The sequence below is a fragment of the Rahnella aquatilis CIP 78.65 = ATCC 33071 genome, assembly GCF_000241955.1.
Lineage (GTDB): Bacteria > Pseudomonadota > Gammaproteobacteria > Enterobacterales > Enterobacteriaceae > Rahnella > Rahnella aquatilis.
In genome coordinates, this window is sequence record NC_016818.1 from 4,330,879 (window position 1) to 4,349,380 (window position 18,502).

The 18,502-nt window shown below is 52.0% G+C and carries 22 protein-coding genes; 14 read left to right on the forward strand and 8 right to left on the reverse strand.

The window, feature by feature from the left end; all coding sequences use genetic code 11:
- Nucleotides 1–118: 118 nt before the first annotated feature.
- The 3 genes from zapG (at nt 119) to degS (ending at nt 3,197) form a co-directional block, all read left to right on the forward strand.
- Entirely contained in the window at nt 119–520 is a 402-nt protein-coding gene (gene zapG, locus RAHAQ2_RS19550; RefSeq protein WP_015698883.1) for a Z-ring associated protein ZapG, read from the forward strand.
- A 154-nt stretch (nt 521–674) separates the two neighbouring features.
- The gene (degQ, locus tag RAHAQ2_RS19555) at nt 675–2,042 is read left to right on the forward strand and encodes a serine endoprotease DegQ (RefSeq protein ID WP_015698884.1); all 1,368 of its coding nucleotides are present in this window, start codon (nt 675–677) and stop codon (nt 2,040–2,042) included.
- 87 nt (nt 2,043–2,129) lie between these two features.
- Entirely contained in the window at nt 2,130–3,197 is a 1,068-nt protein-coding gene (gene degS / locus RAHAQ2_RS19560) for an outer membrane-stress sensor serine endopeptidase DegS (protein WP_037040435.1), read from the forward strand.
- A gap of 76 nt (nt 3,198–3,273) precedes the next feature.
- On the opposite strand, the gene murA is transcribed toward degS, so the two are convergent.
- The 7 genes from murA to mlaF all read right to left on the reverse strand — a co-directional run bounded on the left by murA (nt 3,274) and on the right by mlaF (nt 8,177).
- Nucleotides 3,274–4,533 (reverse strand): UDP-N-acetylglucosamine 1-carboxyvinyltransferase, encoded by a 1,260-nt coding sequence (murA, locus tag RAHAQ2_RS19565; RefSeq protein WP_015698886.1) that lies wholly within the window; start codon nt 4,531–4,533, stop codon nt 3,274–3,276.
- 67 nt (nt 4,534–4,600) lie between these two features.
- On the reverse strand, nt 4,601–4,855 hold the full coding sequence (ibaG, locus tag RAHAQ2_RS19570; protein WP_013577246.1) for a BolA family iron metabolism protein IbaG: 255 nt from the start codon (nt 4,853–4,855) through the stop codon (nt 4,601–4,603).
- A gap of 168 nt (nt 4,856–5,023) precedes the next feature.
- Nucleotides 5,024–5,338 carry a lipid asymmetry maintenance protein MlaB gene (gene mlaB / locus RAHAQ2_RS19575; protein WP_015698887.1) on the reverse strand — a complete coding sequence of 105 codons (315 nt, stop codon included), beginning with the start codon at nt 5,336–5,338 and terminating at the stop codon, nt 5,024–5,026.
- Nucleotides 5,335–5,970, reverse strand: a complete 636-nt coding sequence (mlaC, locus tag RAHAQ2_RS19580; RefSeq protein WP_015698888.1) for a phospholipid-binding protein MlaC — start codon at nt 5,968–5,970, stop codon at nt 5,335–5,337. The genes mlaB and mlaC overlap by 4 nt, the downstream gene beginning before the upstream one ends.
- Before the next feature lie 41 nt (nt 5,971–6,011).
- Nucleotides 6,012–6,572, reverse strand: coding sequence for an outer membrane lipid asymmetry maintenance protein MlaD (gene mlaD / locus RAHAQ2_RS19585; protein WP_015698889.1), 561 nt, complete (start codon nt 6,570–6,572; stop codon nt 6,012–6,014).
- A gap of 3 nt (nt 6,573–6,575) precedes the next feature.
- On the reverse strand, nt 6,576–7,358 hold the full coding sequence (mlaE, locus tag RAHAQ2_RS19590) for a lipid asymmetry maintenance ABC transporter permease subunit MlaE (protein WP_015698890.1): 783 nt from the start codon (nt 7,356–7,358) through the stop codon (nt 6,576–6,578).
- 15 nt (nt 7,359–7,373) lie between these two features.
- Nucleotides 7,374–8,177 carry a phospholipid ABC transporter ATP-binding protein MlaF gene (gene mlaF, locus RAHAQ2_RS19595; protein WP_015698891.1) on the reverse strand — a complete coding sequence of 268 codons (804 nt, stop codon included), beginning with the start codon at nt 8,175–8,177 and terminating at the stop codon, nt 7,374–7,376.
- A 307-nt stretch (nt 8,178–8,484) separates the two neighbouring features.
- On the opposite strand from mlaF, the gene RAHAQ2_RS19600 reads away from it, so the two are divergent.
- The 11 genes from RAHAQ2_RS19600 (at nt 8,485) to npr (ending at nt 16,491) form a co-directional block, all read left to right on the forward strand.
- The gene (locus RAHAQ2_RS19600; protein ID WP_015698892.1) at nt 8,485–9,462 is read left to right on the forward strand and encodes a calcium/sodium antiporter; all 978 of its coding nucleotides are present in this window, start codon (nt 8,485–8,487) and stop codon (nt 9,460–9,462) included.
- Nucleotides 9,463–9,481: 19 nt separating this feature from the next.
- Nucleotides 9,482–10,468, forward strand: a complete 987-nt coding sequence (kdsD, locus tag RAHAQ2_RS19605; protein ID WP_015698893.1) for an arabinose-5-phosphate isomerase KdsD — start codon at nt 9,482–9,484, stop codon at nt 10,466–10,468.
- A 16-nt stretch (nt 10,469–10,484) separates the two neighbouring features.
- Nucleotides 10,485–11,051 (forward strand): 3-deoxy-manno-octulosonate-8-phosphatase KdsC, encoded by a 567-nt coding sequence (gene kdsC, locus RAHAQ2_RS19610; RefSeq protein WP_015698894.1) that lies wholly within the window; start codon nt 10,485–10,487, stop codon nt 11,049–11,051.
- A complete protein-coding gene (gene lptC / locus RAHAQ2_RS19615) occupies nt 11,048–11,617 on the forward strand; it encodes an LPS export ABC transporter periplasmic protein LptC (protein WP_015698895.1) in 570 nt (189 codons plus the stop codon). The genes kdsC and lptC overlap by 4 nt, the downstream gene beginning before the upstream one ends.
- Nucleotides 11,595–12,152, forward strand: a complete 558-nt coding sequence (gene lptA / locus RAHAQ2_RS19620) for a lipopolysaccharide ABC transporter substrate-binding protein LptA (RefSeq protein WP_015698896.1) — start codon at nt 11,595–11,597, stop codon at nt 12,150–12,152. Before lptC ends, lptA begins: the two co-directional genes overlap by 23 nt.
- A gap of 6 nt (nt 12,153–12,158) precedes the next feature.
- Nucleotides 12,159–12,884: an LPS export ABC transporter ATP-binding protein gene (gene lptB, locus RAHAQ2_RS19625; protein WP_015698897.1), complete on the forward strand. Its 726-nt coding sequence runs from the start codon at nt 12,159–12,161 to the stop codon at nt 12,882–12,884.
- 101 nt (nt 12,885–12,985) lie between these two features.
- Nucleotides 12,986–14,419: an RNA polymerase factor sigma-54 gene (gene rpoN, locus RAHAQ2_RS19630; RefSeq protein ID WP_015698898.1), complete on the forward strand. Its 1,434-nt coding sequence runs from the start codon at nt 12,986–12,988 to the stop codon at nt 14,417–14,419.
- A 23-nt stretch (nt 14,420–14,442) separates the two neighbouring features.
- Nucleotides 14,443–14,730 (forward strand): ribosome hibernation promoting factor, encoded by a 288-nt coding sequence (hpf, locus tag RAHAQ2_RS19635; RefSeq protein WP_013577259.1) that lies wholly within the window; start codon nt 14,443–14,445, stop codon nt 14,728–14,730.
- Between the two features lie 98 nt (nt 14,731–14,828).
- The gene (gene ptsN / locus RAHAQ2_RS19640; RefSeq protein WP_173362074.1) at nt 14,829–15,311 is read left to right on the forward strand and encodes a PTS IIA-like nitrogen regulatory protein PtsN; all 483 of its coding nucleotides are present in this window, start codon (nt 14,829–14,831) and stop codon (nt 15,309–15,311) included.
- 56 nt (nt 15,312–15,367) lie between these two features.
- On the forward strand, nt 15,368–16,222 hold the full coding sequence (rapZ, locus tag RAHAQ2_RS19645; RefSeq protein WP_013577261.1) for an RNase adapter RapZ: 855 nt from the start codon (nt 15,368–15,370) through the stop codon (nt 16,220–16,222).
- Nucleotides 16,219–16,491, forward strand: a complete 273-nt coding sequence (npr, locus tag RAHAQ2_RS19650; protein ID WP_013577262.1) for a PTS phosphocarrier protein NPr — start codon at nt 16,219–16,221, stop codon at nt 16,489–16,491. The genes rapZ and npr overlap by 4 nt, the downstream gene beginning before the upstream one ends.
- 25 nt (nt 16,492–16,516) lie before the next feature.
- On the opposite strand, the gene RAHAQ2_RS19655 is transcribed toward npr, so the two are convergent.
- Nucleotides 16,517–18,436: a BglG family transcription antiterminator gene (locus RAHAQ2_RS19655; RefSeq protein ID WP_015698899.1), complete on the reverse strand. Its 1,920-nt coding sequence runs from the start codon at nt 18,434–18,436 to the stop codon at nt 16,517–16,519.
- Nucleotides 18,437–18,502: the final 66 nt, after the last annotated feature.

The following is an 18,502-nucleotide window of genomic DNA, read 5'->3' on the forward strand; positions in this document are numbered from 1 at the left end:
AGCTATTGCATGACGAATGCGTGTGACAATTACGTTAAAACCATTGTGTAAAAAAGTTAAGTCATAAAAGTTACGTGAAAAAGCCCTGCGGGACAACGAAGTCAAAATAGGAGTCATTATGACCTGGGAGTATGCACTCATTGGATTAGTGGTCGGTATCGCGATTGGTGCGGTAGCGATGCGCTTTGGTAATCGTAAATTACGTGATCAACAAGTCATGAAAAACGAACTGGAGAAAAGCAAAGCCGAACTCGACGAATACCGTCAGGAGCTGGTGGGGCATTTTGCCCGCAGCGCAGAGTTGCTCGATAATATGGCGACCGATTACCGTCAGCTTTATCAGCACATGGCTAAAAGCTCCAATAATTTGCTGCCCGATATGCCTGAGCAGGATAATCCGTTCAGCTACCGCCTGACCGGTTCTGAAGCCGATAACGATCAGGTACCGGTACAAATGCCACGTGATTATTCTGATGGCGCGTCCGGTCTGCTGCGTGGCGAGCGTCCGGTTCGTAAATAACAGACGCCCCTGACCTGCATGACAATCGTGATGCAGGTAAATTTACGGCACATGTCCTGTACGTGTGCCGTTCTCCAGACCCTTCCCGTGTTGTAAATCACCGTTCTATTGTCCATAACTGACGTCCATTACAGAAAGCGAGAGAGTTATCGTGATGAAGAAAAAGTCATTTTTGCTCAGTGTGTTAGCTGTTAGCCTTGGATTAACTTTCGCTTCTGCGCCTATGGCGAATGCTGCTTTACCTACGGAAGTTCAGGGACAACCTTTGCCAAGTCTGGCACCGATGCTGGAAAAAGTGTTGCCTGCCGTCGTGGGCGTTCAGGTTTCCGGTACCCAGCCGCCAAGTGCGGATGTACCACCAGAATACAAATTCTTCTTCGGTCAACAGGATCAGGAACCCAGTCCGGGGCCGCAACCTTTTGAAGGGCTAGGTTCAGGCGTGATTATCGATGCCGCCAAAGGCTACGTGCTCACCAACAATCATGTGGTGAACAATGCAGATAAAATCAACGTTCAGCTGAACGATGGCCGTGAATATAAAGCCAGGCTCATCGGCAAAGACGATCAGTCCGATATCGCGGTGATCCAGCTGATTGATGCTAAAAATCTGACACAAATTACCATGGCCGATTCCGATAACCTGCGTGTAGGTGATTTTGCCGTCGCCGTGGGCAACCCGTTTGGGCTCGGCCAGACCGTGACCTCCGGCATCGTTTCTGCTCTTGGTCGCAGCGGCCTGAACCTTGAGGGGCTGGAAAACTTTATTCAGACCGATGCATCGATTAACCGCGGTAACTCCGGCGGCGCCCTGCTCGATCTGAAAGGTGAGCTGATTGGGATTAACACCGCCATCATATCCTCTCAGGGTGGCAGTGTCGGTATCGGTTTTGCCATCCCGGCGAACATGGCGAAGAATCTCAGCCATCAGTTGATTGAGTTCGGCGAAGTGAAACGCGGCCTGCTGGGGATCCGCGGCAGCGAAATGACGCCGGAACTGGCGCAGGCATTCAAACTTGACAGCCAGCGTGGCGCTTTCGTCAATGAAGTGTTGCCGGATTCTGCGGCGGCGAAAGCCGGTATTAAACCGGGCGACGTACTGATTTCCCTCCAGGGTAAAACATTGAGCAGCTTTGCTGAGTTACGCGCAAAAGTCGGCTCCGCCGGTCCGGGTGTCACCATGCAGATTGGTTTGCTGCGCGAGGGTAAACCGATGACTGTCAACGTCACGTTGGATAAAAGTCCGGCGGTGGAAGTCAGCATTGAGAAACTCAATCCGGCCTTGCAGGGTGTCACGCTCAGTGATCCGGCGGATAAAAACGCCAAAGGTGTGCATGTCGATGACGTGAAAAAAGGCACGCCTGCTGACCAAATCGGCCTGGAAAAAGATGATGTGATTATCGGTGTAAACCGTGTGCCGCTCGAAAATCTGGCCGCCTTCCGCAAAATACTGGAAAGCAAACCGGACCTGATCGCGCTGAGCATCTTGCGTAAAGGACAAAATATCTACTTATTCATGCCGTAAAGCGTTGAAAATCGGACGCAGGTGCTGCTGCGTCCGATTAACTCATGCTATTCTTCCCTCACTTTTTATCTCGCACCCTATACACCCATGTTTGTTAAGCTATTGAGATCCGCTGTTATCGGCCTGATTGTTGCTGGCATTTTGCTGGCGGCGGTACCTATGTTGCGTAAAAACATCACAGAACCGTTATTTGACCGAAACTTCACCCAGAACAGCGAAGAACCCGTCAGCTATAACTCAGGCGTCCGTCATGCTGCTCCGGCAGTGGTGAACGTTTATAACCGCAACATGGGTAACAGTTCACAAAACGAACTGGCCATCCGCACACTGGGTTCCGGTGTGATCATGAACGACAATGGTTATATCCTCACCAACAAACATGTGATCAATAATGCCGATCAGATCATCGTCGCATTACAGGATGGCCGCGTATTTGAAGCCTTGCTGGTCGGCTCTGACAGCCTGACTGACCTGGCCGTGCTGAAAATCAACGCCGGAAATCTGCCGGTGATCCCGATTAATCCACATCGTACTCCGCATGTCGGTGATGTTGTGATGGCGATTGGTAACCCGTATAACCTCGGTCAGACGGTCACGCAGGGCATTATCAGCGCCACCGGTCGCATTGGCCTCAGTCCGTCAGGACGCCAGAATTTTCTGCAAACCGATGCGTCGATCAACCAGGGAAACTCCGGCGGTGCACTGGTGAATTCACTGGGTGAGCTGATGGGGATTAACACATTGTCCTTTGACCAAAGCAATGATGGCGCCACGCCGGAAGGTATTGGTTTTGCCATCCCGACCGCGCTGGCGACAAAAGTCATGGGCAAGCTGATTCGTGATGGTCGGGTTATTCGTGGTTATATCGGTATCAGCGGGCGCGAGGTTTCTCCTCTGCACGGGCCGAACAGCGGACTTGATCATATTCAGGGGATTGTGGTGAACGAAGTCACGCCAAATGGCCCGGCGGCAAATGCTGGCATACAGGTCAGAGACGTGATTGTTAACGTCAATAACAAACCGGCTATTTCCGCTATTGAGACAATGGATCAGGTCGCAGAAGTACGTCCGGGAACAGTTATTCCGGTGGAGATCATGCGTAATGGGCAGAAGCTGACCTTACAGGTCACCGTGCAGGAATATCCCGATCACTGACAACTGCTGAATACAGAAACGAAAAAGCCGGAAAGGTTTCCCCTTCCGGCTTTTTTATTGCATCAGGCGTTACGCATCACTCGCCTTTAAAGCGCTCGATTTTCGCACCCAGCTGACGCAGTTTATCTTCGATACGCTCGTAGCCACGATCGATGTGATAAATACGGTCAACCACGGTCACACCCTCGGCAATACAACCCGCCAGAACCAGACTTGCGGAAGCCCGTAAATCGGTCGCCATCACCTGAGCGCCGGACAGTTTTTCAACGCCATGGCAAATCAGGGTGCTGCCTTCGATTTCCGCGTGTGCCCCCATACGAATCAGCTCAGGAATATGCATGAAACGGTTTTCGAAGATGGTTTCGGTGATAACACCGGTACCTTCTGCCACCAGATTCAGCAAGCTGAACTGCGCCTGCATGTCAGTCGGGAAGCCCGGATGTGGCGCGGTACGGAAGTTGACCGCTTTAGCGCGTTTACCCTGCATGTCGAGGCTGATCCAGTCTTCGCCCACTTCGATATCGGCACCGGCTTCACGCAGTTTTGCCAGTACGGCATCCAGCGTATCAGGACGGGCTTCGCGGCAGGTAATCTTGCCACCAGAAATCGCCGCCGCCACCAGGAAGGTGCCGGTTTCAATACGATCAGGAACCACACGGTAAACACCGCCACCCAGACGTGCGACGCCTTCGATGGTGATTTTATCGGTGCCCGCACCGGTAATTTTTGCGCCCAGCGTATTCAGGAAATTCGCGGTATCGACGATTTCCGGCTCACGGGCGGCGTTTTCAATAATGGTGGTGCCTTCAGCCAATGTCGCTGCGCTCATGATGGTAACGGTCGCGCCCACGCTGACTTTATCCATCACGATGTGCGCGCCTTTCAGGCGACCATCGACAGAAGCTTTCACATAACCTTCTTCCAGAACAATGGTCGCGCCCAGCTGTTCCAGACCGGTAATGTGCAGGTCAACGGGACGAGCGCCGATAGCACAGCCGCCCGGCAAGGAGACTTCACCGCGACCGAAACGCGCCACCAGCGGGCCAAGCGCCCAGATGGAAGCACGCATGGTTTTCACCAGGTCATACGGCGCACAAAACTCATTCACCGCGCTGGCGTCCACGAAAACAGAACCGTTGCGTTCGATTTTGGTGCCCAACTGGCTCAGGAGTTTGATGGTGGTGTCGATATCTTTCAGGTGAGGAACGTTCTGGAGTTCAACAGGTTCTTCAGCAAGCAGTGCGGCAAACAAAATAGGAAGTGCGGCATTTTTTGCACCAGAGATAGTAACTTCACCGCTCAGGCGAGTCCCACCCTGTACACGAAATTTATCCATTATGACTGCTCTCTATTGATTAAAACGACAAGTCAGATATGAGGAAGCTGCCGGAACTCCGGCAGTCTTATAAACCGCTCAGTTTACGGTCACGCGCCCATTCTTCAGGGGTATAAGCCTTGATAGACAGTGCGTGGATTCGATTGTCGGCGATGTATTCCATCAGCGGTGCGTAAACGGTCTGCTGTTTTTTCACGCGGCTCATGCCATCAAACATCGCACCAACGACAATGGCCTGAAAATGACTGCCATCGCCAGTAATGTGGGCTTCGTCCAGCGCCAATGCGTTCATCAGCACGTCTTTAATTTCACTCGTTTCCATAGGGATCTATTCTTCTGAATAATCATAACAGCCCGATATCTTATAGGGATCGGCGCAATTCTTAAACCACGAAAAAGCCCCTGACGAAGAGTTTCGCACAGGGGCTTTATGGACATTCAGGTAACTATCCACCTCCCGCGGCCTAACTCACGGGAACTGCTCAACTATTTATTCAACAGAGCAGCCCGTAGTGTCCGACGGAATAATGTCCTGAAGGTTATACAAGGCAATCAGTGTTCTCAGCCTGTCAGTGATGCCCGCAATGGTCAGCGTGATCCCCTGCTGACTGGCTTCCTCGCGTAAATGCACCAGGAAAGCCAGGCCAGAAGAATCCACACGCTCCAGCCCGGAGACATCCAGACAGGTCACGCCGGGCATCAGCTTTTTGCGTACATCCCAGAATGCTACCAGCGTTTCGCGATCTAACTCACCGTGCAACATCAGTCGCGGCGGCTGCGATTCCCAGCGCAGGGCGTCACTCATTGTTGTTTATCCAGCGTGATCGGCTGAGCAGCGGCTTGTTTCAGACGCGCAGTCAGACCATCAATACCTTTCTGGCGCAAGATATCTGCCCACTCGTTCTGTTTGGTCGAAATCATGCTGACGCCTTCGGCGATCATGTCATAAGCCTGCCATTCACCCGTGCGGCTGTTTTTACGCCACTGGAAATCCAGACGAACCGGAGGACGGCCATTCGGATCGGTAATCGTGACACGAATAGCAATGATGTCTTTACCCGCGTAGGACTGCTCAGGCTGCACCGTATAGCTCTGACCGTTGTACATCGCCAGTGCCTGGCCGTAAGCCTGTTGCAGGTATTCAGAGAACGCGGCAAAGTAAGCCTCGCGTTGTGCAGGCGTCGCCTGTTGGTAATAGCGACCTAACACCAGCGCACCCGCGTATTTGATTTGCACATACGGCAGCAATTCTTCACGAACAATCTGGCGCAGATAGTTAGGATCCTGCTTGATTTTCGGCTGTTCGGTTTTAAGGCGGGTGAAGGTTTTGTTCGCCGCTTCATTCATCACGCTGTAAGGATTGGTTTTGTCCACGGCGGCATTCGCCAGCGGAGCCATAACCACCAGCAGAGCAGCGATCACTAAACGTTTAAACATACTTATTTCCTCTTTTGTGGAGAATCCGTGATGGCAAATTATTAATGGGCAACCGGCTGTGGCGCCGTATTAGCGTCCGGTGCAGCAGTCCCTTCAGGCGCTGCAGGAGCCGCCGTTGCGTCAGGGTCAGCCTTGCCGTCACCACTCTTATAAAGGAACTGGCCAATCAGGTCTTCGAGAACCAGCGCTGATTTAGTGTCCTGAATAACGCCACCGTTCTTAAGGATAGTCGTTCCCATTTCAGGGTCTTCAAAACCAATATTCAATGCCAAAAATTGCTCGCCCAGCAGACCAGACGTGCGGATCGCCAGCGTACTGGTGCTCGGGATCTGGTTGTATTTCTGGTCGATATCCATTTCTACCCGTGGAGAATAATTTTTATCAAGCGTTATGCTGCTGACGCGGCCGATCACCACGCCGCCGACTTTGACCGGCGAACCACTTTTCAGGCCACCGATATTGTCGAAGTCCGCAGAAATACGGTAAGTCGGGTCGGAGCCGATGGAGCGGATGTCGGCCACTTTAAGACACAGGAAGATCACCGCAATCAATGCGATGATTAAAAACGCGCCTACCCAGATTTCACTCTTTTTCGTTTGCATGGTTTAATTTCCAAACATCAGTGCTGTCAGCACAAAATCCAATCCCAGCACCGCCAGTGACGAATGCACCACAGTACGTGTCGTTGCCCGGCTAATCCCTTCGGACGTCGGTATCGCATCATAGCCATTGAACAACGCAATCCAGGTCACGGTGATAGCGAAAACAAGGCTTTTAATCAGGCAGTTAAGCAGGTCAGTCCGCCAGTCTACGGCAGTTTGCATGGCTGACCAGAAGAAACCGCTGTCAATGCCTTTCCAGTCAACACCCACCAGCGAACCACCCCAAATTCCGACGGCAACGAAAATCGCCGTCAGCAAAGGCATGGAAATCAGACCGGCCCAGAAACGCGGTGCCACAACGCGGCGCAGCGGATCGATAGCCATCATCTCCAGGCTGGAAATTTGCTCGGTGGCTTTCATCAGTCCCAGTTCAGCGGTCAGCGCGGAACCCGCACGACCGGCGAACAGCAGAGCAGTCACCACCGGCCCAAGTTCACGCAGTAAAGAGAGCGCCACCATCATACCGAGGCTGGCCTCAGCGCTGTAGGTGGTTAAAATCAGATACCCCTGCAAGCCAAGCACCATGCCGATAAACAAACCGGAAACGAGGATAATCAGCAGGGACAGTACGCCAACGCTGTAAAGCTGCTTGATCAGCAGCGGCCATTGTTTGGCAAATTGCGGCTTACCGACCAATGCCCGAAAGAGCATCAGTCCGGCACGACCAAAAGACGCACAGGTATTTATCCCGCGACGTCCGACTGAGGCGAGTGCCTTAGTTAACATAAGCAGATAACTCCATCATCCGAGCAACTCGGTTTTGTAATCACCGGCCGGGAAACGGAAAGGCACCGGTCCATCGGCAATACCGTCAAGGAACTGACGAACACGCGGATCAGGATTATTTTGCAGCTCCTCAGGTGTGCCTTCGGCAATCACATGCTGCGCGGCCACAATATAGGCGTAATCAGCAATACTTAGCACTTCAGGCACGTCATGGGAAACCACAATGCACGTCACACCCAGCGCATGGTTCAGTTCATCAATGAGTTTGACCAGAACGCCCATGGTGATCGGATCCTGTCCCACAAAAGGCTCATCGAACATGATCAGTTCAGGGTCGAGGGCAATCGCACGCGCCAGTGCGACACGTCTTGCCATACCGCCAGACAATTCAGCAGGCATCAGGTCACCGGCACCGCGTAACCCGACCGCTTCCAGTTTCATGGTCACCGTACTGCGCAGTAATTCTTCCGGTAATTGGCTGTGTTCACGCAGCGGGAACGCCACATTTTCGAACACAGTCAGGTCAGTAAACAATGCACCGGACTGAAACAACATACTCATTTTCTTGCGCGATTCGTACAATTTGCGACGGGACAATGTCGGAATGTTGTCGCCATCGAACCAGATTTCACCGCTGTCGGGCGTAAGTTGTCCGCCAATCAGACGCAGCAAGGTGGTTTTACCGATCCCCGAAGGCCCCATGATTGCAGTGACTTTGCCACGCGGCACTGTCATATTTATCTCTTCGAAAATGGGACGATCGCCGCGCACAAAACTCATGCCTTTGATCTCAACCAGATTCGATTCGCTTTGACTCATTCAGTTTTTCCCTTCGGAATGCTTTCGCTAAGAATACGTCTGACACGCACAGGGTATCGTATAACTTTGGTATTTTTACAAAAACTTACCCCGGTTTCGTTACCAAAGTTGCCATCGATTTACTTTTCTGCCACAGACGGTCAAAATCAACGAATTACCATTTTAAAATAAAAGCCTTCATCGTCTAACATACAGGAACCCGCTGGCATTGTTTTCAGACAAAATGTTGCCTTAGCTCATGTTGACGAAGGAATCGCCTGCCCGCATGGGCAACGAACCTCGTATTATACCCAATAAAGGATGTTTCATGCTTCTCGCTATCGTACTGATGATTGTCGGCTTGTTACTGTTAGTTTATGCCGCTGATCGTCTGGTGTACGGAGCCGCAGTGCTGGCACGCTCGTTGGGCATCTCCCCGCTGGTGATTGGTATGACTGTCGTCGGTGTCGGAATATCCCTCCCTGAACTGGTCGTTTCCACTACCGCCGCCATCAACGATCAGATGGATTTGGCCGTCGGAAACGCAATTGGTTCGAATATCATTAATATTCTTCTGATTTTGGGCGGTGCCGCCCTGATTCATCCACTTTCCGTTCGTTCTGATATATTACGCCGCGAACTCCCCTTATTGTTACTGGTCACAGCGCTGTGTGGTTTTCTGCTAAGTGACGGAGAACTGAGCCGGTTTGATGGCGTTTTGCTGCTGGCCAGTGCAGGCGTGTTCATGATGCTGGTGATAAAAATCGCCCGCGCCGCCGAAAAAGAAGGGCTGGATACGCTGACCTACGAACAAATGTCCGAACTTCCGCAAGACAGCAGTAATACGGTCGCTTTTTTGTGGCTGGCGCTGGGCTTTATCATCATGCCGCTGGCATCGGGCATGATCGTGGATAACAGTACCGTCATCGCGCGTTATCTGGGTGTCAGCGAACTGGTGATTGGCCTGACGGTCATTGCTATCGGCACCAGTCTGCCGGAACTGGCGACCTTTATCGCCGGCGCAATTAAAGGCGAAGATGACATTGCGCTGGGTAATATCATCGGCGCAAACATTTTTAATACCTGCCTGGTGCTGGGATTACCCGCGCTGGTAGCACCAGGTTCGTTCAACCCGGACGCGTTTCATCGCGATTATTGGGTCATGCTGGCGGTCAGCGTGGTGCTTTCCGGGCTATGCCTGATGCGCAAACACCGTATCGGCCATGTAGCCGGTGCATTATTGCTGTGTGGATTTATCGCCTATATGGCAATGCTGTTCCTGTTACCGGACAGCATTGCCTTCTGAACTCTGTCAGGGACCAACTATGGCTAATGATACCTTCGCTCCCGGTTTTGATTTTCAGGCCGTCGGACGTGATGTGCTGAAAACAGAACGTGAAGGACTTGAGCAGTTAGATCAATACATTAATGGTGATTTTACCCGCGCCTGCGAAAAAATCTTCGCCTGCAGCGGCAAAGTCATCGTCATGGGCATGGGCAAATCCGGCCACATCGGCCGCAAGATGGCCGCCACCTTTGCCAGTACCGGCACACCGGCATTCTTTGTGCATCCCGGCGAAGCCAGCCACGGTGATCTGGGCATGGTGTCGAAGCAGGATGTCGTCATTCTGATTTCCAATTCCGGTGAAGCCCATGAAATTCTGGGGCTGATTCCGGTGCTCAAACGCCTGAGCATTACACTCATCTGCATGACGTCTAACCCTGAAAGCACGATGGGAAAAGCGGCGGATGTTCACCTTTGTGTAAAAGTGCCGAAAGAAGCCTGCCCGCTGGGGCTGGCACCGACCAGCAGCACCACCGCAGTGCTGGTCATGGGCGATGCGCTGGCCGTTGCGCTGCTGGAAGCGCGTGGCTTCACACCGGAGGATTTTGCGTTGTCGCATCCTGGCGGAGCACTGGGTCGCAAGCTGTTACTGCGCGTCAGCGATATCATGCACACCGGAGATGAAATTCCGCACGTCAGTCGTGAGGCCTCGTTGCGGGATGCGTTGCTGGAAATTACCCGTAAAAATCTGGGCATGACAGTTATCTGCAACGATTTGATGAAAATCGAAGGGATTTTTACCGATGGCGATTTACGACGCATCTTTGATATGGGCGTCAACATCAATACGGCGTCGATCGCGGACGTGATGACGACAGGTGGTATCCGCGTGCGTCCTTCACTGCTGGCGGTGGATGCGCTGAATTTAATGCAGGACAAACACATCACTTGCGTGATGGTTGCTGATGGTGACCAGTTGCTGGGTGTGTTACATATGCACGATATGCTGCGCGCTGGCGTAGTTTAATTGAGGAATTTCCTGAATGAGTAATAGCGCAGCCCTGGTGGAAACCTGCTACGGTCCGGTCAGTACGCAAGTACTTGAACGGGCGAAAGCAATCCGCCTGCTGATTTGCGATGTCGACGGCGTCATGTCTGATGGCCTGATCTATATGGGAAATCAGGGAGAAGAGCTGAAAAGTTTCAACGTTCGCGACGGTTACGGTATCCGCTGTCTGCTGACATCTGACATTGAAGTCGCGATTATTACAGGCCGCAATGCGAAATTACTGGAAGATCGCGCTAAAACCCTGGGCATACGCCACTTGTATCAGGGGCAATCGGATAAGCTTTTGGCCTTCCGCGAACTGTTAGATACACTGTCTCTGCGGGCCGAAGAAGTGGCATACATTGGTGATGACCTGATTGACTGGCCGGTGATGGCCGAAGTGGGTCTCTCTGTGGCGGTTCAGGATGCACATCCTGTTCTGTTACCCAAAGCGCATTATGTTACCCGTATCGCGGGTGGACGTGGTGCAGTCCGCGAACTGTGTGATTTGATTCTGCTGGCGCAGGGTAAGCTGGAGGACGCCAAAGGGCTGTCGATATGAGTAAAGCAAAACTTTGGGTTATTCTGGCGCTGACCGCCATCGTTCTGGTACTGATTGGCTGGTCATTATCTGACAACAGCGATGATGCTCCGCAGGCGGTCAACGATCAGGATCCGACTTACCAGACTTCCCACACTGTTACGATGGTGTATGACCCGATGGGCAGCCTGACGTATAAACTGGTTTCAGATCAGGTAAAATATTACACCGCTGATCAGGTGTCATGGTTTACCAATCCGGTCGCGACCATGTATGACAAGAATAAAGTAGCCACCTGGGTATTGCGTTCTGATAAAGCGAAACTGACTCAGGATAAAATGCTCTATCTGTATGGGCATGTGCAGGCCGACAGCCTGACACCTGAGACATCACAGCTGCAAAGAATCAAAACGGACAATGCACGGGTTAACCTGACGACACAGGACGTTGCCTCAGACGATGAAGTGACGCTTTATGGTACAGGTTTTACATCTAACGGCATGAAAATGCGTGGTAATCTGCGTGATAAAACAGCAGAGCTGATCGAAAAGGTAACGACCTCTTATGAAATTCAAAGCAAAAAATAAAATCCGTGATCTCCTGATCGTCAGCTCATTGTTAGCCGTCAGCGTTCCGGCTTTTGCCTTAAAAGACGACACAACGAAGCCGATCACCATTGACTCTGCAAACCAGGCCCTCGACGTCAACACCAATACCGCGACCTTTACCGGCAATGTGGTGGTCAATCAGGGCACGATTCAGGTTAAAGCCGATAAAGTTGTCGTCATCCGCCCGCAAGGCGTTTCCGGTAAAGAAGTGGTAGAAGGTTACGGCAACCCGGTGACGTTCTACCAGATGCAGGATAACGGTAAGCCGGTTAAAGGCCACGCACAGAAAGTCCGCTACGAAGTGGAAAATGACCTCGTCACGCTGACCGGCAACGCTTACCTTGAGCAACTGGACAGCAATGTGAAAGGCGACCGTATCACCTATCTGGTACAGAAACAGCAAATGGAAGCCTTTAGTGATAAAGGTAACCGTGTGACGACCGTTCTGGTACCTTCGCAGTTGCAACAAAAAACGCCTGCAGCGGGCGGCCAGCCGACCAAAAAGAGTAACTGATATTTTATGGCTAAATTAATCGCAGAGAATCTGGCAAAAGCATACAAAGGCCGTAAGGTCGTTGAAGATGTCAGCCTGATGGTCAACTCGGGTGAAATCGTCGGGTTATTAGGACCAAACGGTGCGGGTAAAACCACCACCTTTTACATGGTCGTGGGGATCGTCCAGCGCGATGCGGGCCGCATTATTGTTGATGATGAAGACATCAGCCTGCTGCCACTGCATACCCGCGCCCGTCGCGGCATTGGCTATCTTCCACAGGAAGCCTCTATTTTCCGTCGTCTCAGCGTATTTGATAACCTGATGGCGGTGCTGCAGATCCGTGATGATCTGACCAAAGACCAGCGTAATGACCGCGCGAATGAATTAATGGAAGAGTTCCATATTTCTCATTTGCGCGATAACCTCGGGCAGTCACTGTCCGGTGGTGAACGCCGTCGTGTGGAGATTGCCCGTGCGCTGGCAGCAAACCCTAAATTCATCCTGCTGGATGAACCGTTCGCCGGGGTTGACCCGATTTCCGTTATCGACATCAAAAAAATCATTGAGCATTTACGTGACAGCGGCCTCGGCGTACTGATCACTGACCATAACGTTCGCGAAACTCTCGATGTTTGTGAACGCGCGTATATCGTCAGTCAGGGGAAATTGATCGCCCACGGCACGCCAGCCGACATTCTTGCTGATGAACAAGTTAAACGTGTTTATCTTGGTGAAGAATTCCGTCTGTGATCTGTGCCGCCGGAACCGTGCCTGTTTCAACTTACACTGAAACAGGCCGTCTCTGACAGAAGTGTTGCCGTTTTCACTCATCAACGGAATTAAGCCAAGATATGAAGCAAGGTTTGCAACTCAGACTCAGCCAACAACTGGCAATGACTCCCCAGCTACAACAGGCTATCCGCTTGTTGCAACTGTCCACGCTTGAGCTCCAGCAGGAGATCCAACTCGCGCTGGAGAGCAACCCTCTGTTGGAACAAACCGACCTTCATGAAGAAATCGACGCGGTAGAAGCCACCGACAGCGAGGGGTTAGATACCCGGGAAGCCCTCGAGCAAAAAGATATGCCGGAGGAATTGCCACTCGATGCGACCTGGGATGAAATTTACACCGCAGGCACACCGTCCGGAACCGGTAACGATTACAGCGACGACGAACTGCCCATTTATCAGGGTGAAACGACCCAGACACTTCAGGATTACCTGATGTGGCAGGTCGAGCTGACGCCGTTTTCTGAGACCGATGCCGCCATTGCCACCTCGATTGTCGATGCGGTGGATGATACCGGTTACCTGACCGTCTCCCTTGACGACATTCTCGAAAGCGTCGGTGATGAAAACGTCACCATGGACGAAGTCGAAGCCGTGCTTAAGCGCGTTCAGCGTTTTGATCCCGTAGGTGTGGCCGCGCGTGACCTGCGCGATTGCCTGCTGATCCAGCTTTCCCAATATGCGACTGACACGCCTTTCATCACCGAAGCCCGTCTTATCATCAGCGAACATCTCGATTTGCTGGCGAACCATGATTTCCGCGCACTTATGCGATCAACCCGCTTAAAAGAAGATACACTCAAAGGAGCGATGCTCCTGATCCAGTCTCTTGATCCGCGTCCGGGCCAGTCGATCAATACCGGCGAATCCGAATACGTGATCCCGGATGTGCTGGTGCGTAAAGTGTCAGGGGTCTGGACGGTAGAACTCAATTCCGACAGCATTCCGCGTCTGAAGATTAACCAGCAGTACGCCGCGATGGGGAATTCCGCACGCAGCGACAGTGACGGGCAATTTATCCGCAGCAATCTGCAGGAAGCCAAATGGTTAATCAAAAGTCTGGAAAGCCGTAACGACACGCTGTTGAAAGTGACGCGCTGCATCGTTGAGCAGCAGCAGGCGTTCTTTGAGCTGGGTGAAGAATTTATGAAACCTATGGTGTTGGCCGATATTGCCAGCGCTGTGGAGATGCATGAATCGACGATTTCACGTGTGACGACGCAGAAGTTCCTGCACAGCCCGCGTGGTATTTTCGAACTGAAGTATTTCTTCTCCAGCCATGTCAGTACAGACAGCGGCGGCGAGGCATCGTCAACCGCGATCCGGGCGCTGGTGAAGAAATTAATCGCAGCGGAGAATCCTGTAAAACCGCTCAGCGACAGCAAGTTAGCAACCCTGCTTTCCGATCAGGGAATTATGGTTGCACGCCGGACTGTCGCCAAATACCGAGAGTCTTTGTCCATCCCGCCCTCAAACCAACGTAAACAGTTAGTTTGACCTCAACAGAGAAGGAAGACATTATGCAGCTCAACATTACCGGACATCACATTGAGATCACGGATCCCCTGAGAGAATTCATCACATCGAAGCTGGCTAAGCTTGAGCAGTATTTCGACAGGATTAATCAGGTGTATGTGGTGTTGAGCGTGGAAAAGGTGCAGAAAGTAGCGGAAGCCACTTTGCATGTGAACGGAGGCGAATTACATGCCACCTCGGAACATCAGGATATGTACGCAGCGATTGACGGACTGGTTGATAAACTGGCCCGACAGCTGAATAAACATAAAGACAAACTGAAACAGCACTGACATTCATGTAGCCAACCCTGTGCTACAAACCTTCGGGCATCGGCTTGTGACCTTCGGGAAACGAGCCGATATAGCTTTAAGGGTGAAACAGCGCAAAAGTGAAAGATGACATGATTAACGATACTGCAATGCAATTAACGTCGGTGCTTAATGCCGAATGCACCAAAAGCGGCGTTCATTGCGCCAGCAAAAAACGCGCTCTGGAAATCATCAGTGAGCTGGCCGCCAAACAATTAAACTTGTCGCCGCAGGTGATTTTCGATGCCATTTTGACCCGTGAACGCATGGGGAGCACCGGGATCGGTGCCGGGATCGCCATCCCGCACGGTAAATTGGAAGAAGACACTTTACGTGCCGTCGGCGTGTTCATTCAGCTTGAACAGCCGATTGCTTTTGACGCCATCGATAATCAGCCGGTAGATTTACTTTTTGCCTTGCTGGTACCGGCAGATCAATGTAAAACCCATTTACATACATTATCTTTGGTCGCTAAGAAATTAGCTGATAAAACAGTCTGTCGCCGTCTGCGTGGTGCACAAAGCGACGAAGAACTGTTCCAGATAATGACTGAAAACGAATAAATTGCTGATTCCCGGTACGGTGCCGGGAAAATGAATTCTGCCAGGGGAGTGACACCATGGTGCTGATGATTGTCAGCGGCCGTTCCGGTTCCGGGAAGTCGGTTGCCCTACGGGCATTGGAAGACATGGGTTTTTACTGTGTGGACAATCTGCCGGTAGTGTTATTGCCGCAGCTTGCCCAGACCCTTGTTGAACGTAATACCTCAGCGGCCGTCAGCATTGACGTCCGTAACATGCCGGAAACACCGGAAGTTTATGAGTATGCGATGTCACAACTGCCGGAGAGTTTCTCACCGCAGCTGTTATTCCTTGATGCCGACCGCAATACTCTGATCCGCCGCTACAGCGACACCCGTCGTCTGCACCCGCTTTCCAGCAAAAATCTGTCCCTCGAAAGTGCCATTGATGAAGAAGCCGATCTGCTCGAGCCGCTGCGTTCGTCTGCGGATCTGATTATCGACACCTCCGAAATGTCCGTTCATGAACTGGCTGAAATGCTGCGTACCCGTCTGCTGGGTAAACGCGAGCGCGAACTGACCATGGTATTCGAATCCTTCGGCTTCAAACACGGCATTCCGATTGATGCGGATTACGTCTTCGACGTGCGTTTCCTGCCGAACCCGCACTGGGATCCGAAACTGCGTCCGATGACCGGCCTGGATAAGCCGGTGGCGGCGTTCCTTGACCGTCATACTGAAGTGCACAACTTTATTTACCAGACCCGCAGCTACCTCGAACAATGGCTGCCGATGCTGGAAACGAACAATCGCAGCTATCTGACCGTCGCCATTGGCTGTACCGGCGGTAAACACCGTTCGGTGTATATCGCAGAGCAACTGGCCGACTATTTCCGTTCCCGCGGGAAAAATGTGCAATCCCGCCATCGCACGCTGGAAAAACGCAAATCATGACGGTGAAACAAACGGTAGAAATCAAAAACCGGTTAGGTATGCATGCCCGCCCGGCGATGAAGTTATTTGAACTGGTGCAGAGCTTTGAATCAGAAGTGATGCTGCGCAACGACACGGGCATTGAAGCGGAAGCCAGCAGTGTCATCGCGCTGCTGATGCTCGACTCTCCCAAAGGTCAGAAAATCGAAATCGAAGCCACCGGCCCCGATGAAGAACAGGCACTCACCGCCGTCGTAAATCTGATTAATTCAGGTTTTGATGAGGACTGATAATTAACGCACTATTTGAGCCGTATTAAATGCGGCTTAAACAGTCGATTGCAATGGCCTTGAAGCTTTCAAAATTCTCACTGCTCAGCAAACGGCTCATTGAGCGTTCCCGCACAAACGTCACGAACAAATCATAAATCGCCATCGCCTCTTCATAATCTGCTTTGCTGATTGCCAGCAGGAAAATCACGTGCGCGGTCTCACCTTCTCCCCAGGCAATGCCCTGCGGCGAGAGCAATGTTATCACCACAGTTTTCTTCGCCAGCAGCCCCAGCGAGTGCGGCAGCGCAATGCCTTCGCCCAGCATGGTCGAGACTATCTCTTCGCGTTCCACCACCGACGGATAAAACGCCTGATCGACATAGCCTTCAGCCTCCAGTTGCGAGCACACATGGCGGAATAATTCCGCCTGCGTCATCGGTTCATTGATGATCATGAAGTGTTTTTCGTCGAAGAATTTTTCCAGCATATAAGGTCGTGTGCGGTCGACCAGCACCAGTTTGCCGAGCTGCTCCATCTGGTATTCCGTCGGGAACGGCGACAGCACCACCACCGGTTTATTCTTCTCGCTGATGCGGGCGTTGGAGATAATAAAATCTTCGTCGATGTATTCCAGTTGCTCATAATCACGCAACGTCACAATCTGTTTCATCACCAGTTGCGGATACTTGCGGTTAATCTGCGCCTGAATCATGCGGATGGTCGAATTGCCGGTGTCGCATACCAGCATCACCTGCGGATGCCGCTGGTAGCCGATGTTGTAATGCCGCTCCAGTCCTACGCCGATATGCAACACCAGAAAACCAATTTCGTTTTCGCTGAGCGTATACGGCGTGTACTTCCCCCAGCTCGACACCGCCGCCAGCGTGACGTCATACGCCATCGGATAATGCTGTTTGATGTTATTCAGCAGCGGATTGGGGATATTAATCTGATATTTCACCCGCGTAATCATGGTCTTGATGTGCGTCAGCAGATCAGCGCGCAGCTGCTTATCGCCTTGTAAATCATAGTTATAATGCGAGTTGATATACGAAAGGATGTAATCGACCAGCGATTCGTCATCATCCGCGTTAATGTCCGTCGGCAGGATTTGCTGTACGCGACGCGCGGCGATATTGACCCGCAGATAAGCTTCTTCAGAGGCCGGAATTTCCTTGCCTACCAGACTTTTCAGCTCCGCCGCCAGCCTCACAGAAACCTGTTTCACCGCCGGGTCGCCGTCTTCGGCCTCAAAATCCGTTAACGGATAACCACCGGTAATACGCTTAATAGCCACCGCGCAATAGAGAATCAGATACTGCTCGCCTTCATCGGTCAGTTGAATAGAAGACTGCGTCAGCAACTGATGCATAAAGCGCGTCAGCGGCACCAGCGCTTCCGGTTCCAAGCTTTCCGCCTTCAGCAGTGGATTGGTCTGTTCTTCGGCATCGAGCTGGAACAATAAGTCGGTCAGGCAGGCACGGATTGCCAGCTCCGCGCCAAACAGCTTCATGCCGTAGCGCGGCTTGGTTTCGATATTCAGGTGATAGCGGGCCAGATGCTCCCTCACCTCAGCCATATCATTTTGCAGGGTTCCCCGGCTGACAAACCATTCATCGGCCAGATCTTCCAGCTTGAATGAAAAAGCTGAGGTCAAAAAGCGGATCAGCAACGTCTTCACCCGTTCTGCGGCCGTACGCGGCGTCGGATTCGGTTTTCGTTGCGTCGATTGCTGTAGCGTTGAGAAAAGCGTTTGATCGTCAATCCGCAGCTGATACCCGCTGCCACGACTGTGTACGAAGGTCGCGCCATAGCCTGCGATGATTTCATTAAGCGCAGTGATATCCGCACGCACCGTCCGCGTCGACACCGACAGACGTTTAGCCAGTTCATCCTGAGGCAGCGTTTCGGTTTGCAGCGCATCAAACAGTTGCGCCAGACGTTGATTAGGAAATCTCACCATTGTTCTTCCATATTATTCCGGCTACGGCGCAATCGCCCTTTGCGACGAACTGCCGATCGCCTCAGC